The organism is Variovorax sp. WS11 (genome assembly GCF_010499245.1).
Classification (GTDB): domain Bacteria; phylum Pseudomonadota; class Gammaproteobacteria; order Burkholderiales; family Burkholderiaceae_C; genus Variovorax.
In genome coordinates, this window is record NZ_JAAGOW010000003.1 from 598,236 (window position 1) to 618,443 (window position 20,208).

Annotated in this window: 18 protein-coding genes and 1 pseudogene; 7 read left to right on the top strand and 12 right to left on the bottom strand. The window is 67.4% G+C overall.

Features of this window, described 5'->3' with window-relative positions:
* Positions 1-2 precede the first annotated feature (2 nt).
* From GXN78_RS28410 to GXN78_RS28425, 4 genes are all read left to right on the top strand, one after another.
* The gene (locus GXN78_RS28410) at positions 3-1,310 is read left to right on the top strand and encodes an RNA polymerase sigma factor (protein WP_106560250.1); all 1,308 of its coding nucleotides are present in this window, start codon (positions 3-5) and stop codon (positions 1,308-1,310) included.
* A 144-nt stretch (positions 1,311-1,454) separates the two neighbouring features.
* Complete coding sequence (locus GXN78_RS28415; RefSeq protein WP_106560249.1) at positions 1,455-3,260, top strand: adenylate/guanylate cyclase domain-containing protein; 1,806 nt, start codon at positions 1,455-1,457, stop codon at positions 3,258-3,260.
* 29 nt (positions 3,261-3,289) lie between these two features.
* Complete coding sequence (locus GXN78_RS28420) at positions 3,290-4,288, top strand: phosphatase PAP2 family protein (RefSeq protein ID WP_164255821.1); 999 nt, start codon at positions 3,290-3,292, stop codon at positions 4,286-4,288.
* 50 nt (positions 4,289-4,338) lie between these two features.
* Positions 4,339-5,271, top strand: coding sequence for a tripartite tricarboxylate transporter substrate binding protein (locus GXN78_RS28425; protein ID WP_164255823.1), 933 nt, complete (start codon positions 4,339-4,341; stop codon positions 5,269-5,271).
* A gap of 59 nt (positions 5,272-5,330) precedes the next feature.
* On the opposite strand, the gene GXN78_RS28430 is transcribed toward GXN78_RS28425, so the two are convergent.
* Together GXN78_RS28430 and GXN78_RS28435 are read right to left on the bottom strand one after the other, a co-directional pair.
* Complete coding sequence (locus GXN78_RS28430; RefSeq protein ID WP_106560246.1) at positions 5,331-6,212, bottom strand: DUF3014 domain-containing protein; 882 nt, start codon at positions 6,210-6,212, stop codon at positions 5,331-5,333.
* Positions 6,213-6,304: 92 nt separating this feature from the next.
* Positions 6,305-7,417, bottom strand: a complete 1,113-nt coding sequence (locus tag GXN78_RS28435; RefSeq protein WP_106560245.1) for a DUF2855 family protein — start codon at positions 7,415-7,417, stop codon at positions 6,305-6,307.
* 45 nt (positions 7,418-7,462) lie between these two features.
* Between GXN78_RS28435 and GXN78_RS28440 the strand changes: the two genes are divergently transcribed.
* Positions 7,463-8,134 (top strand): TetR/AcrR family transcriptional regulator, encoded by a 672-nt coding sequence (locus tag GXN78_RS28440; protein ID WP_106560244.1) that lies wholly within the window; start codon positions 7,463-7,465, stop codon positions 8,132-8,134.
* 13 nt (positions 8,135-8,147) lie between these two features.
* Here GXN78_RS28440 and GXN78_RS28445 read toward each other — a convergent pair whose 3' ends face one another.
* The 4 genes from GXN78_RS28445 to GXN78_RS28460 all read right to left on the bottom strand — a co-directional run bounded on the left by GXN78_RS28445 (position 8,148) and on the right by GXN78_RS28460 (position 13,135).
* Positions 8,148-9,458, bottom strand: a complete 1,311-nt coding sequence (locus tag GXN78_RS28445) for a nitrate/sulfonate/bicarbonate ABC transporter ATP-binding protein (RefSeq protein WP_106560243.1) — start codon at positions 9,456-9,458, stop codon at positions 8,148-8,150.
* A 21-nt stretch (positions 9,459-9,479) separates the two neighbouring features.
* Positions 9,480-11,207: an ABC transporter permease subunit gene (locus GXN78_RS28450; protein WP_106560242.1), complete on the bottom strand. Its 1,728-nt coding sequence runs from the start codon at positions 11,205-11,207 to the stop codon at positions 9,480-9,482.
* Positions 11,208-11,332: 125 nt separating this feature from the next.
* A complete protein-coding gene (locus GXN78_RS28455) occupies positions 11,333-11,926 on the bottom strand; it encodes a carboxymuconolactone decarboxylase family protein (protein WP_106560241.1) in 594 nt (197 codons plus the stop codon).
* Positions 11,927-11,962: 36 nt separating this feature from the next.
* The gene (locus GXN78_RS28460; RefSeq protein ID WP_106560240.1) at positions 11,963-13,135 is read right to left on the bottom strand and encodes a YbfB/YjiJ family MFS transporter; all 1,173 of its coding nucleotides are present in this window, start codon (positions 13,133-13,135) and stop codon (positions 11,963-11,965) included.
* Between the two features lie 75 nt (positions 13,136-13,210).
* On the opposite strand from GXN78_RS28460, the gene GXN78_RS28465 reads away from it, so the two are divergent.
* Positions 13,211-14,074 (top strand): LysR family transcriptional regulator, encoded by an 864-nt coding sequence (locus tag GXN78_RS28465; RefSeq protein WP_106560239.1) that lies wholly within the window; start codon positions 13,211-13,213, stop codon positions 14,072-14,074.
* A gap of 14 nt (positions 14,075-14,088) precedes the next feature.
* Here GXN78_RS28465 and GXN78_RS28470 read toward each other — a convergent pair whose 3' ends face one another.
* The 6 genes from GXN78_RS28470 to GXN78_RS28495 all read right to left on the bottom strand — a co-directional run bounded on the left by GXN78_RS28470 (position 14,089) and on the right by GXN78_RS28495 (position 19,159).
* Complete coding sequence (locus tag GXN78_RS28470; RefSeq protein ID WP_106560238.1) at positions 14,089-14,637, bottom strand: DUF4124 domain-containing protein; 549 nt, start codon at positions 14,635-14,637, stop codon at positions 14,089-14,091.
* A gap of 45 nt (positions 14,638-14,682) precedes the next feature.
* Complete coding sequence (locus tag GXN78_RS28475) at positions 14,683-14,937, bottom strand: 4-oxalocrotonate tautomerase (RefSeq protein WP_275407615.1); 255 nt, start codon at positions 14,935-14,937, stop codon at positions 14,683-14,685.
* Positions 14,933-15,700, bottom strand: a complete 768-nt coding sequence (locus GXN78_RS28480; RefSeq protein ID WP_164255827.1) for a class II aldolase/adducin family protein — start codon at positions 15,698-15,700, stop codon at positions 14,933-14,935. The genes GXN78_RS28475 and GXN78_RS28480 overlap by 5 nt, the downstream gene beginning before the upstream one ends.
* 81 nt (positions 15,701-15,781) lie before the next feature.
* A complete protein-coding gene (locus GXN78_RS28485; protein WP_106560268.1) occupies positions 15,782-16,456 on the bottom strand; it encodes a DsbA family oxidoreductase in 675 nt (224 codons plus the stop codon).
* Positions 16,457-16,493: 37 nt separating this feature from the next.
* On the bottom strand, positions 16,494-18,695 hold the full coding sequence (locus tag GXN78_RS42035; RefSeq protein ID WP_106560235.1) for a hypothetical protein: 2,202 nt from the start codon (positions 18,693-18,695) through the stop codon (positions 16,494-16,496).
* 65 nt (positions 18,696-18,760) lie between these two features.
* The gene (locus GXN78_RS28495; RefSeq protein ID WP_106560234.1) at positions 18,761-19,159 is read right to left on the bottom strand and encodes a type III secretion system chaperone; all 399 of its coding nucleotides are present in this window, start codon (positions 19,157-19,159) and stop codon (positions 18,761-18,763) included.
* A 142-nt stretch (positions 19,160-19,301) separates the two neighbouring features.
* On the opposite strand from GXN78_RS28495, the pseudogene GXN78_RS28500 reads away from it, so the two are divergent.
* Positions 19,302-20,204 (top strand): annotated as a pseudogene (locus tag GXN78_RS28500) (IS4 family transposase); the annotation flags it as partial.
* Between the last annotated feature and the right edge of the window lie 4 nt (positions 20,205-20,208).

Sequence of the window (20,208 nt, forward strand, 5' to 3'; positions counted from 1 at the left end):
GAATGACCGCGCCCGACATCCACCGCACCATCAACGCCGTCTGGCGCATCGAGTCGGCGAAGATCATCGGCGCGCTCGCGCGCATGGTGCGCGATGTGGGCGTGGCCGAGGAGCTGGCGCAGGACGCGCTGGTCGCCGCGCTCGAGCAATGGCCGCGCGAGGGCGTGCCGGACAACCCCGCCGCCTGGCTCATGCAGGCCTCCAAGCACCGCGCGCTGGACCTGCTGCGCCGGCGCAAGCTGCATGCGAGCAAGGAGGGCGAGATCGGCCGCGAGATCGACGCGCAGCACGAGATGGCGTCGGCGGACTTTGCCGAGGCGGTCGATGCCGCGCTCGACGACGACGTGGGCGACGACCTGCTGCGCCTGGTCTTCACCGCCTGCCATCCGGTGCTGTCGCCCGAGGCGCGCGTGGCACTCACGCTGCGCCTGCTGGGCGGGCTCACCACCGACGAGATCGCGCGTTCCTTCCTGGTGCCGGAGCCCACCATCGCGCAGCGCATCGTGCGCGCCAAGCGCACGCTGGCGGCGGCGCGCGTGCCCTTCGAGGCGCCGCGCGCGCATGAGCTCGGCGCGCGCCTGGCCTCGGTGCTGGAGGTGATCTACCTGGTCTTCAACGAGGGCTACTCCGCCACCGCCGGCGACGACTGGATGCGCCCCGCGCTGTGCGAGGAAGCACTGCGCCTGGGCCGCATCCTAGCCGGGCTGGTGCCCGACGAGCCGGAAGTGCATGGCCTGGTCGCGCTGATGGAGATCCAGGCCTCGCGCTCGGCCGCGCGCGTCGATGCCCAGGGCGAGCCGGTGCTGCTGCTGGACCAGAACCGCGCACGCTGGGACCAGATGCTGATCCGCCGCGGCTTCGCCGCGCTGGCGCGCGCCGAGGCCTTGGGCGGCGCGCTCGGCCCCTATGCGCTGCAGGCCGCCATCGCCGCCTGCCATGCGCGCGCCCGCACGCCGGAGCAGACCGACTGGACACGCATCGCGGCGCTCTACGAGGCGCTGGCGCAGCTCGCGCCCTCGCCCATCGTCGAGCTCAATCGCGCGGTCGCGCTGTCGATGGCCTTCGGGCCGGCTGCCGGCCTGGAGCTGGTCGATGCGCTGCGCGACGAGCCGCTGCTGAAGGGTTACCACCTGCTGCCCAGCGTGCGCGGCGACCTGCTGGCCAAGCTGGGCCGCAAGGCCGAGGCCTGCGCGGAGTTCCAGCACGCGGCCTCGCTCACGCGCAATGCGCGCGAGCGCAAGCTGCTGCTGATGCGTGCGCTGGCCTGTTCGGGGAGCCCGCTGCCGCCTGAAGCGCACGCCATGTCCTAAGGACAGCAAACACATGCGGCCGCAGTGATCCGCCCGCTTCCCACGCCCCAGAACGGAGCTTGCACGAGCAACTGTTGCCACTGGCCTCCGTCTGGCCGCAAGCACTATGGCGCAAGTTAGGCCATTTGCATACATTTACCCACCATGGGCCCGGCCACCGACGAAAAGATTGTCGCCTTCGATTTGGCGCAGGGCCTCTCGTGTCTGCTGCGACGGCAGCGCGTCATCCTCGTTGCCGATCTGGTCGAATCCGTACGCCTGTTGATGCAAGACGAAGCCAATGCCGTCCAGCGGTGGCGATGCTTTGTGGACAAGATCCAGTCCTCAGTGCTTCCGGAGTCGTCAGGCCGTTTGGTCAAGAGCCTGGGCGACGGGGTGCTGGCAGAGTTCAACGATGTGCCGGCTGCCGCTTCGGCGGCGGTGGCAATGCACTCAGAAATCGCCAGGCTGAGCCAAGGATGCCCCAGCGATACATCCATGTGGCTGCGTATTGGCATCCACATCGCAGATGTTTTCGTCGACACGCTGGATGTGTACGGTGCCGGCGTCAATCTTGCAGCGCGACTTGCAGGGTTGGCCGGTCCCGGTGAAACGGTTATCTCCGCCGACGCACGCGACAGGGTCGTCGATGGGCTTCATGGAGAACTGGAAGACCTTGGTGAATGCTATCTAAAGCACATTCCCCAGCCGATGAGAGCGTTTCGGTTGCATGCGCGCGGTTTTGATCGAGTGAGTGCGCGGCCTTCTTCAACCGAACACCATGCCATACTGGCCGTGGTCCCGTTCGCGCTGGTACCGCCCCATCCAGCAATGAACGTGATCAGCGAAGCGCTGGCCGAGCACATCATCGTCGGCCTCTCCGGACTGACCAGCCTCCAGCTCATCTCCCGGCTGTCGACTTCGCCGCTTTGTAATTCGGTTGATCCCGTCCACGATTCACGCGTGCTGCTGCGCGCCAATTTCGTACTCACCGGTCATTGCGCGCTTCGCGGCACTGACATGACAGCCCGCTGCTCACTTACCGAAGTGGCGGGAGGAGAAGTACTCTGGCAAGGCACCTATCACTCCTCTATCGATGAGTTGTTTGGCTTCGAGGGAGGCTTCGTCCCCGACCTCGTGGCCCATGTTGGACGGGCTGTCGTACGCCGCGAGGTCAAGCGGAGCAAACGGCTGCCGCTTCCATCGCTCGAGAACTATGCCTTGTACATAGGTGGTAATTCATTGATGCACCGCATGGCAGAAGACGACTTTGCTCTTGCAAGACGCCTATTCGAGCAACTCGAGCATCGCCTTCCGCGCACTGCTGCGCCCAAGGCAATGCTTGCTAAATGGCATCTGATGAGACAGTTGCAGGGCTGGAGTCGCCAAACAACGAACGATGGCCGAATGGCGCAGGATTTCGCGCGTCGCGCACTCGATCAAGACCCTGAGCATGGCTTTGCCCTCGCTACCGAAGCTTTCGTCTCCGCCTACATGGATGCCGACTTGCCACACGCGCGCCAAGGCTGCCTGCGGGCATTGGAACTCGATCCGCAGGAAGCGCAGTGCTGGCGCATGGCGGCTGGCGTGCATAGCTACTTCGGAGACGGCGTCGCGGCCGAGTCATGCGCCGAACGGGCACTAGCGCTGACCCCGCTCGACCCGACACGCTTCATCTACGAGCTCGTGCTTGGTGCAGCCAAGCTTGCTTGCGGCAAATATGGCGAAGCAGTGACCTTGGCCGAATCATCGTTGCGTCGCAACGCAATGCATGTGCCGACACACCGCTTGCGCGTCATTGCTCTTTCGATGGCGGGTCGGGATGTCGAAGCAATTGGTGCGGCGCATGCCCTGTTGACGTTGAGTCCAGGTTTCAGCGTCAACGACTTCGAGCGCTGGTATCCAGGTCGCAACCAGTCGCATGCGCCTGAATACTTTGCAGCACTTCGCCGGGCGGGACTGCCTGGATAGCTTTTTTAACAACGATGGAGGGCAATCTCATGACCCAGGCTGACCGGACTCTCTCGAACAGCTTTGCCGAATCGAAGCTGTCCTTCCCACCATATGGGTTGATCAACACGGAAAATGCGCGCTACCTTGCCACGCGGCCTGTACCGGAGGGGTTTCGTCGTGATCCGACGTCCCCGCGGCCCTCCGACGCGGAAGAGTGGGAAGAGTGGCTCATCGAGTTGGCCCAGGAGATGTCGGACTTCCTCTGGCCCATCTATCAAGACAACGAGTGGGTCGGACGCGCAGTGGCTCACGCGATGGATCTGACGCAGATAGACCTTATGGTCATGCAAGCCCTGCAGCCCACGATGGAGGAGCGCATTCGCGGCGCAATCAGCCCAACGGACCGTCACCGCATCGCATGGGCGCATGAGGACGAGGGGCCGCCGCGTTTTACCTTGGCGCTGTACCAAGCGGTGTGGCCTGCAGAACTGGAGGCGGATCTCAACCGAGCCATCCTCACCGGCGGCGTCGACATTGCACGACCGGCCTCGCAAGGACTGAAGAAACTGTTTCAGCGGCCGAGACCGCAGCTCACGGCACTCACGCTCGGGCTCAAGGACGGGCTGGAGGTGCAGCCCTCCAAGTCGGCGATCACGCCGTCGATGATCAGCGGCCATTGCATCCAGGGCACGATGGCGTTGGCTCAGGTGCACTATTGGCTTGCGGATGCTGCGAAGCAGCGCCCCGGCCTGCTTCAGCTGTTGAATCGATTCTTGATCGACACCGGCGACCGTCGGGTTTTCGCGGGGTTGCACTACCCTTCCGATAACATCGGGTCGTGGTTTGTCAGCTTGAGGTTGTGCGCACACGTCTATGGCGACGGTGCCGCCCGAGTACGGTCGGGGTTGTGGAGCGCAATCCAAGAATGCAGTACCGTCTTCAAGGCCATGAAAGAGCAAGGTGGTCTGTACACGGATCTACTTGCCAAGCTGGAAGCGACGGTAAGTTCGTCATCTTCTGCGGATCAGGGAGCGGCAGCATCATGACAAGCATATTGGTGCGCTGCCATGCGTGTCTGGCAGCCGTCGCAGCTATCTTGACTGCCAGTTCCACCCTCGCGCAATCCGCTACCTTTCCGGACAGACCCATCGTCATTGTTGACCCTGCCGCGGCCGGTAGCGGTACCGATTTCTTCTCGCGCCCCTTGGCCGAGGAGATGAGCAAGATCCTGAACAAGCCAGTGATCGTGGAAAACAAGCCTGGAGCGGGAGGTGCGCTGGCAGCCGAGTTTGTCGCGCGAGCCAAGCCCGATGGTCACACGCTCGGGCTGGCGGCGGTGAGCACTCATGCGGCCAATCCCGCGGTGAACAAGGCCCTGCGGTATGACCCAGTCAAGGACTTCGCGGCGATTACGCTGATGGTGACACTGCCCAGCGTGACTGTCGTGCGCGCGGACGCCCCGATACGGTCACTCAAAGAACTTGTCGAAGCGGCACGGGCGGCGCCAGGCAAGGTTACCTTTGCCGGACCTGGCATCGGAACGGCCGCCCACGTGCTGCTGGAGCAGTTCTCGCGCCAAGCGGGCATCCGCGTTTCGTACATTCCCTATCGCGGCAGCGGAGACATGCTTGCCGACCTTCTCGGCGGCCGCGTCGATGTTGCGAGCGACAATATCCCGACGCTCCTTCCACACCTCAAGGAAGGCCGATTGAGAGCGCTCGTGGTGCGCGACGTGATCCGCGTTGCGTCGCTGCCTGACGTGCCAACATACAAGGAACTCGGATTCGAATCTGTCAGCTTTCCACTGTGGTTTGGATTGGTGGCCCCGGCGGGCACACCGCCAGATGTGATTCGCCTGCTCAACAACACCGCTCAAACCGCGATGCGGACTCCTGCCTTCCAGCAGCGCATCGAAGCCGGATCGGCTCGCTATTCGCCGAGCACCCCCGAGCACTTTCAGGCTCAGATTGAGGAATGGCGAGATCGGTTCAGGATCACGGCCGAGCAGGCTGGGATCCGAACCGAATAAGCCCCTTTTTTGCCACGCGCGGCAAGCTTCCCAATCGCAGCGGAGCACCTGGCCAAGGTCTATTTCTTTTGCGCGAGCGCGCCGCCCGCGATCTGTCCGCGGAACTCCCGCAGCCGGGCCTTGAGCCGGCGCTCGTTGACCTGACCCGTGCGGATCATCATCTTCTGCCCGGCCGACAGCGATTCGAGCGCGGGGTCGACGAACTCGTAGTGCACCCAGGGCCGCTCGGAGGGCACGTCGCCCTTGATCTCGACCAGCTTCACCTGCAGCGGCCCCGTCGGCTCGGGCGCCTGCAGCAGGTGGTCGATCACCGCGACCAGGCGGTCGTTGAAATGGCGGTTGGGATAGCCGAGCTCCTCGTACGCCTGCTGGAACAGCGGGTAGAGCTTCTGGTAGAGCGCCGCCGCGCGCTGCGGATTCACCGATTCGGCGAACAGCACCAAGGGCGTGTAGCGCGCCGAGTTGTCGAGGCTGATGGTCTGCGCCTCCTTGCTGCCGCCGGCCATGAAGCGCTTGGGCGTGCGCTGCACCGGCCACATGCGCGCCGCCGCCTGGTCGCGCGGCAGGTTGTCGACGGTGGCGACGAAGCGGTGCACGAAGCCATCGGTCTGCAGGAAGCTACCCACCGCCTTGGCGCCGAGCAGTTCGGCCAGTGCGGAGCGCACGTGGGCGTCGGCGTCTTCGAGCTTGGGCAAGGTGGCGTCGGCCGTGGTCTCGACCGGGTTCTGCGGCTCCGCCGGTGCGACAGCGGCAGGCGGCGGAGCCGGTGCGTCGGGCTGCGGCGCGGTGGCCGCCGGAGTCGCTTCGACAGGCGCGGCCTGCTGGTGCGTCCAGCGCCACCAGACAGCACCGGCGCCCAGCGCCAGCACCACCAGCACCACGAGGATCCACAGCGAGGATTCGCGCGCCGGCCTCAGATCGTCGAACTCGCGTTCGGGCATGGGGCATCTCTCCTTTTCATGAGCCCCACCATTGGACGCCATGCGGCGCCGCGGCAGCCGCGGCGCTGGTAACGGCCTGTGACGGCAGGTGCTCAGCCCACTCGGATCACATGCGCGTGCAAGGGTTCCACGCGGCCCGCGTGCAGTTCGACGATGACCTGCCGCGCGGCCTCGAGGCCCTCGCTCTCGACCAGCGTCATCCAGCGGTTGCCGGGCCGGCTCAGCTCGGCCATGAAGCGCTGCTGGGCCTCGTTGAATCGGCGGTTGACTTCCTGCGGCCCCCAGTCGGCATTGCGCTTGCGGATCTGGACCGGCGCGAAGTAGAGCGTGGGCTTGGGGCCCGGGAGATCCGTCTCCTCCAGCCAGGCGGGCTTCTGCGCCGAGCCCGCGAAGCAGTCGTAGACCAGCGCTTCGCCGAAGTGGCGGTGCACGGTGGCGCGCAGCGCGTCGTCGCCCGAGAAGTCGATGTAGATCGTGGGCGCGTCGGCCGGCAGCGTCGTCAGTTCTTCGTAGCTCACCGTCTTGTCGTAGCAGCCCAGGCCCTCGACGAAGCCGCGGTTGCGCGCCGAGGTGGCGGCCACCAATTGAAGGCCGGCGCGCCGGCCGAGGCAGAAGGCGGTGCCGTACGCGGTCTTGCTCGAGGCGCTCGACACCACGGCCTGCGTGGCGCCGAAAAAGCCGTTGTCCTCCAGGAAATCCGCCAGCATGAAGGAGGTGATGAAGAGCGGACGCAGGAGCGCCTGGTAGCTTTCGAGCGGCTGTGCGTAGGCCGGGTCCGCGCTGCAGCGCGTGTATTGGTTGTAGGCCGAGATCAGCCCGCTGCGATGCGGCGCCCCGTCGTAGAAGCCGCGGGACGTCACGCGCACGGGCTGCATGCGCACGTGGCTCGCGATCGGGAAGTAGCCGTAGAAGCGCTCGCCGACCTCGACGCCCTCCGCCGCGGACGCCGCCACGTCGGCGAAGCCCCAGACCGGCATGTGGCCCCAGTCCTCGTCGCCGCTGGGAAAGAAGGACCAATACTTCATCATCGCGTCGCCGAAGGCGGCGTAGGTGATGTTGTTGGTGGTGAGCGAAAAGCGGTCCACGCGCAGCAGCACCTCGCCGGGTGCCAGGCGGCCGTCGTCGTCCTCGTGGCGGATGCGGGTGGTGGCCAGCGAGTTCCTGCGGGTCTGCAGGCGGGTTACAGTGAAAGCGTCCTGGTTCATGTCTCTTCCTTTGAGCTTCGGGGCCGGTGCGGCCCCTGTCGAAAAATGTACAAACGCCAGCACGCGAGCGGGTTCGGAAAAGCCGCCACCCCCGCCGCGCCCCGCTCCAAGCCCCTGAAGCGCCCCACGCAGGCGCGCGGCAAGTTCACGGTGCAGGCGATCTACGACGCCTTTGTTCGGATTTGGCAGGCCGAAGGCTGGGAAGGCGTGACGACGCGCGCCGTCGCATTGGAAACCGGCATCGCGATCGGCACGCTCTACGACTACTTCCCCGACAAGGAAGCGCTGCTCTCGGGCTATGTGCGCCACTGCATCGAGGCGCTGCTCGCGCGCCTCGACGCCGAGGTGATCGCGCCGGCCGCCCTGCCCTGGCGCGAGCGCGTGGCGCGCCTGGTGCGCATCACCTGCGTCGCACAGGCGGAAGGCCTGCCGCCGCTGGACCGCGAGATGCTGATGCTCGAGCACCGCATCGCCGAACCCAAGCACCACCAGCGCGTGTACGAGGAGCTGGCCGAGCACTGGCTGCACGCCTTCGCCGCATGCACCGACCTGCCCTCGCCGCCTTCGCCCGCCACGGTGCACGCGCTCCTGGCCGCAGCCTGGGGTGCGCGGCGCTACCGCCTGCTGCTGCCGGCCGAGGCAACGGATGCCGGATGGATCGCCGAGATGGAGGCGATCGTGATCGCGCGCATCGGCGCCCCCGATCGAAGCGCCTGACCCGGCCGGCCGCTCAGGCAGGCCCCGCTTCCGCCTCGTCGTCGCCGGCCGGCAAGTGGATCCGGCCGGTGTGGAAGTCGTACTCGTACACCTCGCCGTAGCGGCCCCATTCGATCGCGGTGCGCAGCACGCGCTCGGCGACCGCGCTGTCCAGGCTGTCGCTCAGCAGCTGCAGGAAGGGCTCCTCCGGCAGCTCGCCGGACGGCGCCTGCTCCAGGCTGTGGCGGATGTGCGCGGCCAGCGGCACATGGGCCAGCAGCTGCTGGCCGAAGAGCTCCTGGCGCAGCGTGTGCGTGCCCTCCACGTAGCGCCGGCCCAGCGGCGTGAGGTGCAGGCCGGCGTCGGCCAGCTGCGCGAAGCCGAGCAGCGCCAGCGCCTGGGCCAGCGGCAGCAGCGCGTCGTCGGCGAGCTCGGCCTCCTCCGCCAGCTGCGGCAGGTCGGCCCGGCCCTCGCGCTCGCCGTCGATCAGCATCTCCAGCAGCGCCTCCATGCGGCCAACGTCGGCGTCCGGCAGGCGGTGGCTCAGGTGCAGGTGCAGCGGCTCGACGCGCGCAAGGCCGGCGCCGCCGGTCATGAGCGCGTAGACCTCGTCGACCAGCGCGCGCACCTCCAGGCTGTCGCCGTCGCGCGGCCGCGGCAGCGAGATCGGCAGCTCGGCACGCACGCGGCCCGGGTCGCTGGCGAAGATCAGCACGCGGTCGGCCATCAGCACCGCCTCCTCGATGTTGTGGGAGACCACGAGCATCGCCTTGGTCGGCATGGCGCCGCCGTCCCACAGCCGCAGGATGTCGTCGCGCAGGCGCTCGCCGGTGAGCACGTCCAGCGCGGAGAAGGCCTCGTCCATCAACAGCACCTCGGGCTCGACCACGAGCGCGCGTGCGATGCCCACCCGCTGGCGCATGCCGCCGGAGAGCTCGCGCGGCAGCGCGCCCTCGAAGCCGGCGAGCCCGATCAGCTCGATCGCGGCCGCGGCGCGGCGTGCCCGCTCGGCCGGCGCGATGCCGCGCGCCTCCAGGCCCAGCTCCACGTTCTGCTGCACCGTGAGCCAGGGGAAGAGCGCGAAGGACTGAAACACCATCGCGACGCCGCGCGCCGGCGCATACAGCGGCTGGCCGCGGTAGCGCACCGCGCCGGCGTCCGCACCGATCAGGCCGGCGAGGATGCGCAGCAGCGTCGACTTGCCCGAGCCCGACTGGCCCAGCAGCGCGACGATCTCGCCCTCGGCCAGGCGGAAGTCCACGCCCTCCAGCACCGAGCGGGCCGCGCCCTCGGAAGAGCGGAAGGACTTGCCCACGCCCTGCAGTTCGACGATGGCTTCGGCCATGGCTTTCTCCTTCGCTTCGGTTCAGAAATGCATCCGGTTCTCGGCCAGCTCGTAGAGCCGCCGCCAGACGAAATGATTCAGGGCCATGACGAACACGCACATCACGCCGATGCCCAAGGCGATGCGCGGAAAGTCGCCGATGGCGGTCATGTGCGCGATGTAGCTGCCCAGGCCGTCGGCCTGCAGGGTGGTGTCGCCCCAGCTCACGTACTCGGCCACGATGCTGGCGTTCCACGAGCCGCCGCTGGCCGTGATGGCGCCGGTGACGAAGCTCGGGAACACGGCCGGCAGCAAGTAGCGCCGCCAGCGCAGCCAGCCGGTCAGCCCGAGGTTGCGCGCCGCATGGCGCAGCTCGGTCGGCACGCCCGAGGCGCCGGCGATCACGTTGAAGAGCAGGTACCACTGGGTGCCCAGCACCATCAGCGGGGACAGCCAGATGTTCGGGTTGAGGTGCCAGCGCGCGATGAACAGCACCGCCACCGGGAACATCAGGTTGGCCGGGAAGGCAGCCAGGAACTGCGCCACGCCCTGCAGCCGCCCGGCCCAGCGCGGATTCATGCCGACCCAGATGCCGAAGGGCACCCACACCAGCGCCGCCAGCGCGATCAGCACCAGCACCCGCGCCAGCGTGTAGAGCCCGAGCACGAACACGTGCCCGACCTCGGCCCAACCGACCTCGGTGTGGATGAAGCGCACCAGCCAGACCACCGCCAGCAGCACGGCGGCCGCGAGCGTGGCGTCCCACACGCGCTCCGCCGCGCGGTGCGGCGGCCGCGGGCGGGCCTTGATCGAGGTGCCGTCATGGTCGAGCCGCAACAGCAGCAGCGAGCGCTCGAGCAGCCGGGCAATGCCGAGGCCGATGCGCTGCAGCCGGTCGGTGCGGCGCAGCCAGGTCAGGAGCCAGGAGCGCGGCGCGTCTTCGCCGCCGCTCTCCTCGAAGCGGAACTTGTCGGCCCAGGCGATCAGCGGCCGGAAGAACAGCTGGTCGTAAAGCACGATGCCCACCAGCATGCCGCCGATGGCCCAGCCGATGGCGCCGAGGTCGCGCGCCTCGATCGCCATCGCGATGTAGGAGCCCACGCCCGGCAGCTTGATGTTCTGGTTGGATACCGAGATGGCCTCCGAGGCCACCACGAAGAACCAGCCGCCGGACATCGACATCATCATGTTCCACAGCAGGCCCGGCATCGCGAAGGGCAGCTCCAGCCGCCAGAAGCGCTGCCAGCCCGAGAGCTGGAACACCGCGGCCGCCTCGCGCAGCTCGGCCGGCACGGTGCGCAGCGATTGGTACAGGCTGAAGGCCATGTTCCAGGCCTGCGAGGTGAAGATCGCGAAGATCGCCGCGCACTCCACACCCAGCAGGCTGCCCGGGAAGAGCGCGATGAAGCCGGTGACGGTGATCGACAGGAAGCCGAGGATCGGAATGGACTGCAGAATGTCGAGCACCGGCACCAGCACCCGTTCCGCCGCGCGGTACTTGGCGGCCAGCGTGGCGAAGATGCAGCTGAAGACCAGCGAGGCCGCCAACGCCAGGAACATGCGCAGCGTGGTGCGCAGCAGGTAGTACGGCAGCACCCAGGCATCGAGGCTGATCGGCATCGCCTCGCCCAACTGGTAAGGGCGGACCATCTGCGAGCCGCCCCAGGCCAGCGCGAACAGCAGGGCCAGGACCAGTGGCAGCAGGGCCCAGTCCCAGCGGTTGCCGCCGGCGGCGACGGCCTGGCGGGGGAAGAAGCGTTTGTCGAGCATGGGCAGCGGAGAGGCAGGGTCGGAATCGCAGACCCTGTCCGCGGCGCGGCGCCATCCTGCCCGTGCTGCCTTTGGCGAACCTGACCAAGCCCTGATCGCGGCCCGGCCCGGCCGGGGCGCCTCGACTACAGCGGGAAGGCCTCGAGCCCCGCCTGCCCCTCTGCGCCCTTCCCCGGCGTGTGCGCGACGTTCATCACCCAGCACACCATCACGAAGTAGCCCACCAGGGTGCTGAGCTCCACGACGATCTGCTTGCCGAAGCGCGCTTCGGCCGCGGCGTAGGTCGGCTCGCTCACGCCATGCTGGCGCAGCAACTCGAGGGCGAAGTCAAGGGCGAGTTGCTCGTCGTCGGCCAAGGGCGCGGCGCGGCGGCCCAGGCGCAGCGCCTCGATGGCCTCGGCGCTCACGCCGGCCTTGACCGCTGCCTGCGAATGCAGCAGCCACTCGAACTGGTTGCCGACCTCGCGCGCGACCGCGCTGGTCACCAGCTCGCGCACGCGTGCATCGAGGCCGCTGTCGAAACGCAGGTACTCGCCCAGGCTGCCGATGCGCTCCATCAGCACCGGGCTTTGCAGCAACGAGATGAAGGGGCCGAAGACGCCCTTGCGCGGCCCGTCGATCAGCGTCTGCGCAGCCTTGCGCTGCGCCTCGGACATGGTGTCGGCCGCCGGCATCGGCAGGCGCTCGGCCCAGGGTCGGGTATGGCCTTGTTCGTACATGGATGCTTTCCTTTCAGCGAAGAGATGAGGTGCGGATCATGCGGCACGCGCCAGCCACCAGGCGCTGCCCGCCAAAGCCAGCGCGCCGATCGCCAATGCGACGAAGAGGCCACCGAAGCCCTGCGCGCTGCCGCTGAGCAGGGAGGACAGCATGGGCCCCGCCATCTGGCCGATCGCGAAGGCCGCGGTCATGCGGCCCAGCGCGCGCGTGGGGTCGCCGAGGCTGCGCGCCCTCGCCTCCTGCATGCCGGCCATGGTCGCGACCATGAAGGTGCCGCCCACCAGCAGCGCGGCCAGCAGCACGGTGAGCGCCGACAAGTGCAGCACCGGCAGCAGGCAGCCCAGCGCCATCAGGGCATGGCTGCCGGCCAGCACGTGGCGCCGCGCCATCTTCGACAGTGCGAGGCTGGCGAAGAGCGTGGAGACTGCAGCCGCCGCGCCGAACACCGGCCAGGCGGCGCCGAAGACGGCCGGATCGTCGACCACCGCGCGCGCCAGCACCGGCAGGAAGGTGGCAGGCAGGATGTAGCCGAAGCCGAGCAGCCCATAGCAGATGACCAGGCCCCAGGACACGCCGCCCGCCGCCGCCGGCGCGGCCGCCGTGGGCGCAGGCGCGGCGGCGCCGGACGCGCCGCGCGGCATCAGCAGCGCCACCGCCGCCAGGCCCACGAGCGCCAGCGCGCCGAGCTGCAGCCACAGCGCATCGGGCGCTACATCCGCCGCACCCGCGCGCCAGCAATAAAGACCGGCCAGCGCGATACCCGCCCCCACGCCCGCATAGAGCAGGCCTGGCCCCGCGGGCCGCTCGAAGCGCGACAGCCAGGCCAGGCACCAGACACTGGTGCTCACCAGCGCCCAGGCGCTGGCCACGCCGGCCACGAAGCGCAGCAGCAGCCAGGCCGGCAGCGAGGCGGTCCAGCCCATGGCGGCGGTCGAGGCCACGATCAATGTCAGCGCCAGCAAGCCCACGCGCTGCGGCGTGAGCGGCAGGCGCGCCGTGGTGAGCGCGCCCAGCAGGTAGCCCGCGTAATTGGCGGCGGCCAGCCAGCCGCCCGCGGCCACGTCGGCGCTGCCGGCCCGGATCATGAGCGGCAGCATGGGCGTGAAGGCGAAACGGCCGATGCCCATCGCGATCGCCAATGCGATCAGGCCCGCCAGGCAGGTCGCCGCGAAGGAAGGCCGGGGCAGGCTGAGAGAAGGGTTCGACATGGGAGCCCATTGGACGCAGAATCCGGGAGCTCCACAAATGAATTATCGAGAACAACCATTCTCGATTCGAGAACCATGAGAACGATCGACCTCGACTCCCTGGAGATCTTCCGCACCGTGGTGAGCGAAGGCGGCGTGATCCGCGCGGCCGGCAAGCTCAACCGCGTGCAGTCGAACGTCACCACCCGCATCCGGCAGCTGGAGGAGCGGCTGGGCCACAGGCTCTTCCTGCGCCAGGGCCGCTCGCTGGCGCTGGCGCCGGCGGGGCGCAAGCTTCTGCCCTACGCCGACCGCCTGCTGCGCCTGGCCGAGGAAGCCGAGAGCGAACTGCGCAGCGAAGTGCCGGCCGGCACCTTCAGGCTGGGCTCGCTGGAGAGCACCGCGGGCAGCCGGTTGCCGCCGGTGCTCTCGCGCTATCACAAGCTCTACCCGGGCGTGGTGGTCGAGCTGGTCAGCGGCACCACCGGTGCGCTGCTCAAGCGCCTGGAGGCTTTCGAGGTGGAGGCTGCCTTCGTCTCGCAGCCCTTCTCCGCAGCCGGCTTCGAGTCGCTCGCGGTGTTCGAGGAAGAGCTGGTGCTGATCACGGCGCGCAGCGTGGCCTCGGTCACGCGCCCGGGCGACCTGGCCGGCGCCACGCTGATCGCCTTCGCGCAGGGCTGCTCCTACCGGCGGCTGCTGGAGCAATGGCTGGGCAAGGGCGGCGTGCTGCCTTCGCGCTCGCTGGAGTTCTCTTCCTACCAGGCCATGATCGCTTGCGTGGCGGCGGGCACGGGCTTCGCGATCGTGCCGCTGTCGGTTCTGAAGGCGCTGCGCGCCACGGCCGACGTGCGCCAGCATGCGCTGCCCGAGCGCGTGCGCGCGAACCGCACGCACCTGGTGTGGCGCGGCACGCCCTCGGTGGCGCTCGCGCGGCTGATCGAGATGCTCGACAAGCGCTGATGCGCCGGAGGGGCTCAGCGGCAGATCGTCGTGGTCCCCACCGGCCGGCAGGTCTTGCCGTCGAGGCCCTGGTAGCGGTCCAGTTGGCCGGAGCGGTCGTAGTGATTGCCTTGGGTGTCGTGGCAACCCGTGGCGTCGCAGTTGCGGATGCGCGGACGCATGTCGCGCGGCGGCCGGGGCTGGCGATACGCACCGGGATAGCCGTAGCCGTCGTCGATCACCGAGTAGTCGTCACCGCGATCGCTGCGGCGTGAATCGGTGGGCCGGTCGGCGCCGGCGCGGTGGTCGATGATGACCGGGCCGGATGGCGCCTGCGGCGGCGCGGGCGCGGCGGCTTCCATCGCTGGGCGTGGCGGCAGGCTCGGTCGGCCGGCATCGGCGTTTCGCTCGCCCGGCGGCGCCGCCGGGGGCGGGGTCGAGACGCGCCCCACGGGACTGGCACCCGCCGGGCAGGCGCTGTCGGTGTAGCTCACGTTGCCGGCAGCGTCGGCACACCGGATCACCTCCGCGCCGGACAAGGTGCCGAGGGTGCTCAGGATCGAGAGGACGATAAGGCGGCGCATGGGCAGCCATTGTGCCCCCCGGCGCCAGCGCGTGGGCACGCGCGTTCAGCCGGCCGGAGGTGGCGCCGGATCGCTCCAGAGCTTGCCGCCGGTGGCCCAGTCCTGTCTCGCGATGTCGTAGAACAGGATGTCGACGGCCTCGGGCGAGCCGCCGAGCGTGCGCACGGTGGCCTCGGTCAGGGCCTGCGCGAGCGCGCGCTTCTGTTCGAGGGTGCGGCCTTCGAACATCTCGACGCGAATGGTGGGCATGGGGTCTCTCCGGTGTGGGTCGTTGAATGGTTGATCGTCGGGTCGGTCAATCGCGATAGCCGGGCGCGCTGCGGTCCAGCCGCAAGAGGGGCCGGCTATTCCAGGTCGCCAACTTCCCACCCGGTGCCGTCGCCCACCCACCTCGCCAGGTCCGTGCGGCGAGCGTCTGCTCACCACGTGCGCACCGCGCCGCCGGTGGCTGCCACATGGCGCGCAATTGCGCCTGCGCGGCGCGCTCGAGCAGGTGCATCAGCATCCACGCCTCGGCCACGGTGCGGCCGACGACCAGGGGGCCGTGGTTGTCGAGGATCAGGCCGTCGAGCGCACCGAGGTCCGCCACCAGCCGCCGCTGCTCGTCGGCGCCCAGCGCGAGCCCTTCATAGGCATGCCGGCCGAGCCGGCGGTGCAGCCGCATGGCGTACTGCGAGGTCGGCTGCAGACCTTCCGGCAGCATCGACAAGGCCACGCCCCAGGGCGTGTGCAGGTGGATCACGCATTCGACATCAGGCCGCGCCGCATGCACCGCGCCATGGATCGCGAAGCCGCTGGGGTTGACGCGCGCGCCCGAGCCGTCGGCGACCTCGCCGCGCACATTCACCTTGACCAGGCTCGATGCCGTGATCTCGTCGAAGGTCGCGCCGAAGGGGTTGAGCAGGTAGTGGCCCGGCTCGCCGGGCACGCTGGCCGACAGGTGGGTGTAGATGGTGTCGTCCCAGCCGTTCTGCGCGGCCATGCGGTAGGCGGCCGCGAGGTCGATGCGGACCTCGCGCTCGGTGCGTGGCGGACGTTGGCCGGTGTTGAGGTGCTGGTTCATGCGATGGCTGCGGCCGCAGGCTCGAGGCGCCGCTCGATTTGGATGCGGAATTTTCTCTCACCAACGCGAGAGAACTTGCGCTCAGGCCACGGCGGTGGCCGCTGGCGCGGCGCCTGCGATCTGGCGCAGGGCGCGCTCGAACACTTCCACCGGCTGGCCACCCGAGATCAGGTGTTGGTTGTCGATGATGATGGCCGGCACCGAGTGGATGCCGGCATCGGTGTAGAGGCGCTCGCGCTCGCGCGTTTCGGCGGCGTATTCGTCGCTGTCGAGGATGGCGCGTGCGCGCTGTGGATCGAGGCCCGCTTCGGTGGCCAGGCGCACCAGCACCTCGGGATCGGACGGGTTCTCGCCATCGGTGTGGCAGGCCTTGAGTAGCGCCTTCTTGAGCGCGACCTGCTTGGCTGCATCCTCGAGTGCGGCCCAGTGCAGCAGGCGGTGCGCGTCGAAAGTGTTGTAGATCCGCGAGCGCCCTTCCCTGCGGAACTCGAAGCCCACCGCGGCGCCGCGGGCGCGGATCGCCTCGCGGTTCTGGGCCTGCTGCTCGCGCGTGCTGCCGTATTTCTCGTGCAGATGCTCGTAGGCGTCCTGGCCTTCGGGCGGCATGTGAGGGTTGAGCTCGAAGGGCTGGAATTGCAGCTCGGCGGTGATCTCGGGAGCCACGCGCTTCAGTGCGGCTTCGAGGGCGCCGAGGCCGACGGCGCACCAGGGGCAGGAGATGTCGGAGACGAAGTCGATGCGGAGGTGGGCGGGCATGGGCTGATGGCGGCTATCGAAAGCCGCCATCATGGCACTACAGGGTTAGCCTGCGCCGCAGCGGGGTGGATGGCGCCGAGTCCTCTGCCACGGGCGGCGGCGGCAGGTCGGGTGGCGGCAGCGAGTCCTCCGCTGGCTCGACGGTCGATACCTGCGGGCCTTGGCCGACGGGCGCCGAAGTGTCTATGCCGTGACCTGCGGCATCCTCGGGACCCTTCACATCCTTGCTCAGGATCGCCTTGACGTGTTCCTGGACGCTCTTGAACTCGATCCTGCCTTTACGGGTTGCAAGCAAATGCTTGATCGTGATGCCATCGTCATCGCGATCGGTGTCTCCCCACCCGCTCTTGATGACGCCGCGCACTTCGGCATCCTCCACCAGTGCCTGGAGCGCGATCCGGGTTTGCTTGTACTGCGCAGCCCTGCGTCCATGCGGCATCTTTTTCAGCAACGCCTGCAGTCTTCCCGTCGTCTCCTGTTCCTTGCCGGCCTTGAGGTAGAGAACCTGGTTGTCTCTGGTGACGACTTTGTGTCCCTTCCCGTCATCGACCTTGCTGGCTGTCAGGTACGTCCCTTCGGCCTTCAGATCGTCGAGCAGCTTCGAAGCGGTGACAGCCGGTGGCGACGGCAATAGCTCGGCCGGGGGCGGGCTGCCAAACGACGGCGAAACAGGCGGAGGCCCGCCAGCGGATACCAGCGGCGCGACGGTGGACGTCGGCGGCGCGGCGTCGGGAAGCGGCAGCAGGCCTTCGGGCGGCGGCATGTTGACGACAGGCGGCAGATCTGCGGGCGGCAGCCCGCTGGGGTCAAGAGCCGCGTCGTTCGGATTCTGGCCCGGCACAACAGGCATTGCCGAGAGAGCATCCAAAAGCTCAGCCAGTACAGCGGTCGACTGCGATGCGGTGTTGTCTAGCGGTGGTGGCGGCACGTCGTCGGGTGGCGACGACACGACGATGGGAGGTGGCGGCACGTCGTCAGGCGGTGGCGACGCGACGACGGGAGGCGGCGGCACGTCGTCAGGCGGTGGCGACACGACGACGGGAGGTGGCGGCACGTCGTCAGGCGGTGGCGACACGACGACAGGAAGCGGCGGCACGTCGTCAGGCGGCAACGACACGACGACGGGAGGCGGCGGCACGTTGCCGGAAAACAAAGACCTGGAAAATTCCTCCCGCTTGGCAACAACCTGCTTAGCCGTCTCCGTTGGCAAGTGATATCCCGCCGAGGCCAGATTTTTCAGCCTCGCGAAAGGCGAGCCGGGATCAAGAAACGCTGTAAGAAGTTTCTCGGCCGACTTACCCAGCGCCTGCAACTTTTCCCGATCCCCGCTTGGAATCGTGCTGAGAAATTCATCGCTGGTCAGCGCCTTGTTTGCCAGATCCAGGATGGATTCCTGTTCGGCCAGGGCCAGGAGCAGCGCCTTGCTCGCTTGCTTGAAGGGTTCACTGTTGAAGGATTTACTGCCCGGTTCCGGTTTGGCTCGCTCAAACAAGAATGCCAGCTTGATCTGCAGGTCAGGCCCCGGCCAGCCGGCGATCTTGTCCAGGAGATTCTTGACGGTCGGCTCTCCCGCGGCAGCACTCGCAAGACTTGCAGAAGCGATAAACCGACGCCCCAGCTTGAGCTGGCTGACCGTATTCGGGTCCAGATCGCGGCCAAGCTTTTTCGCCTGCTTGTTGATGGCGACGATTCCCTTCAGCAGCTCGGCGTTTCCTTGCTGGCGGATGTTTTCACGAGCCACCTTGACATCGTTGCCCGTTTTTGCTGCTTCGAAGTCGTCCAGGAAGTGCGAGATGACATTGCCATCGGTGCTGAAATCCTTCTTCACCGCTTCAGCGGAGTTCTCGGCTTTCGTCTCTACGCCTTCGAGGATCTTCGCCACTTTGCCCTCGACGTCATCCATCTCGATGCAGCCCTTGGATCTGCTTCTCGCGATGACGATCTGGATCCCTTGCGCCTCCCATTTTTCATCGAAGGTGAGGCCGCTCTCTCCCCGAGCGCTGGAGGCCAGTTCCTCCAGGTATGCCCTGGCCCCCTTGTAGTCGGCCTTCCTGCGCCCGCTGAGGCGATACACCACGGCCGACGCGCCGTGCTTCTTATTTTCCGGAGACAGGTACGTGACATCGCTTCGGGCGACCCCATCGATTTCACATTTGTCTTTGGTTTTCTGACCGACCAGATACCTTCCGTCCTCCTTCTCCTTTGTGGAAGCCAGGACACCCTGGAACGCGTGCGCCAAGCTCTCATATCAACGCTCTGCGCCCGATTGTTGCTGCCGACTTTCGTGCCCATCGGTTCTCCTCCTTAGATTCGGGCCGCCATGTGGGCCAGGGCCGGAGCGGACGCAGGAATGGCAATTTCTTCGCTGGTCACATAGCCTTCCCACCACTGCGCAACCGCCGCAAACTGCTCAAGAACGCGCGCGAATTCGCCGCCCTGCACGCTCTCCGGGTCCAACTCGCGCACAAGGAGCAGATCCCCCTCCTCGCCGCCCATGCCGATACGGGCGCCACCGGTGTCGCGCCACAGCGTGTTGTAGGAAAGTGCGGTCTTGTGAACTTGGGCGGCGCGGCCTTCCGGCGGCGTGCCGATGTCGGCACTCAGGACCAGGCGGGCTGGCTCCTCGGCCCATTCGGCGAGGATGAGAACGGTGACTTCGCTTTCGAAGGCGAGTGTCCAGGTGGAATCGTCGTCCTGGACCACTACTGTCCGGTTAAATGACCCGCGCCGAACCTGAGATCAAGCACTGGCGCGGGCCGCAGGCCGATTTCGTTTGGTGCCGACTTGAACGTCGATCGCGAGGAACCGCGTACTTTCCGGGGTCTGACAGCCCTGGGGAGCACGCGTGTACGTCGGCAAGACCTTGTTCGCTCAACTCATGGAGTTCGTTCCATGGACCAGCTTCGCCCGAATCGTGAATCGCTATGGTGGCAACTCGGGCGTTCGCACACTGACCTGTGCCGAGCAGTTTCGCGCCATGGCGTTCGCCCAGTTGACGTGGCGAGAGAGCCTGCGCGATATCGAGGTCAGCCTGTCCGCCAATGCCAGCAAGCTCTATGCGATGGGTTTTCGCGCGGCGGTCAAGCGATCGACCCTGGCCGATGCGAACGAGTCGCGCGATTGGCGCATCTGGTCCGACCTGGCGGCGGTGCTGACCCGTCGCGCGCGCAAGCTCTACGTGGGCGATGCGGTGCTCGGCGTGGAATTGGACAACACGGTCTACGCCCTGGACTCCAGCACCATCGACCTGTGCTTGAGCCTGTTCTCCTGGGCGCCGTTTCGCTCCACCAAAGCGGCGATCAAGCTGCACACCCTGCTGGACCTGCGCGGGGCCATCCCCGCATTCATCCACATCAGCGGCGGCAAGTTGCACGACGTGAACGCGCTGGACATGCTGGTCATCGAGGCCGGCGCGTTCTATGTGATGGATCGCGGCTACGTCGACTTCGCGAGGCTGCATGCACTGCAGCAGGCCGGCGCCTTCTTCGTCACGCGCGCCAAGTCGCCGATGGACGCCCGGCGCGTCTACTCGGCTGCCACCGATCGCGGCACCGGCATCATCAGCGATCAGCAAGTGATGCTCAATGGGCACTACTCGGCGAAGAAGTATCCGCAGCACCTGCGACGCATCCGGTTCAAGGACCCGGAGTCGGGCAAGACTCTCGTCTTCCTGACCAATCATATGGCTTTGCCGGCGCTGACGATCGCTGCGCTCTACAAGAGCCGCTGGCAGGTCGAGTTGTTCTTCGACT

Excerpts from the sequence above, each read along its gene's own strand:
- GXN78_RS28410 (WP_106560250.1), top strand. The coding sequence starts at position 3 with ATGACCGCGCCCGACATCCACCGCACCATCAACGCCGTCTGGCGCATC.
- GXN78_RS28415 (WP_106560249.1), top strand. The coding sequence starts at position 1,455 with ATGGGCCCGGCCACCGACGAAAAGATTGTCGCCTTCGATTTGGCGCAG.
- GXN78_RS28420 (WP_164255821.1), top strand. The coding sequence starts at position 3,290 with ATGACCCAGGCTGACCGGACTCTCTCGAACAGCTTTGCCGAATCGAAG.
- GXN78_RS28430 (WP_106560246.1), bottom strand. The coding sequence starts at position 6,212 with ATGCCCGAACGCGAGTTCGACGATCTGAGGCCGGCGCGCGAATCCTCG.
- GXN78_RS28435 (WP_106560245.1), bottom strand. The coding sequence starts at position 7,417 with ATGAACCAGGACGCTTTCACTGTAACCCGCCTGCAGACCCGCAGGAAC.
- GXN78_RS28440 (WP_106560244.1), top strand. The coding sequence starts at position 7,463 with ATGTACAAACGCCAGCACGCGAGCGGGTTCGGAAAAGCCGCCACCCCC.
- GXN78_RS28445 (WP_106560243.1), bottom strand. The coding sequence starts at position 9,458 with ATGGCCGAAGCCATCGTCGAACTGCAGGGCGTGGGCAAGTCCTTCCGC.
- GXN78_RS28450 (WP_106560242.1), bottom strand. The coding sequence starts at position 11,207 with ATGCTCGACAAACGCTTCTTCCCCCGCCAGGCCGTCGCCGCCGGCGGC.
- GXN78_RS28455 (WP_106560241.1), bottom strand. The coding sequence starts at position 11,926 with ATGTACGAACAAGGCCATACCCGACCCTGGGCCGAGCGCCTGCCGATG.
- GXN78_RS28460 (WP_106560240.1), bottom strand. The coding sequence starts at position 13,135 with ATGTCGAACCCTTCTCTCAGCCTGCCCCGGCCTTCCTTCGCGGCGACC.
- GXN78_RS28465 (WP_106560239.1), top strand. The coding sequence starts at position 13,211 with ATGAGAACGATCGACCTCGACTCCCTGGAGATCTTCCGCACCGTGGTG.
- GXN78_RS28470 (WP_106560238.1), bottom strand. The coding sequence starts at position 14,637 with ATGCGCCGCCTTATCGTCCTCTCGATCCTGAGCACCCTCGGCACCTTG.
- GXN78_RS28480 (WP_164255827.1), bottom strand. The coding sequence starts at position 15,700 with ATGAACCAGCACCTCAACACCGGCCAACGTCCGCCACGCACCGAGCGC.
- GXN78_RS28485 (WP_106560268.1), bottom strand. The coding sequence starts at position 16,456 with ATGCCCGCCCACCTCCGCATCGACTTCGTCTCCGACATCTCCTGCCCC.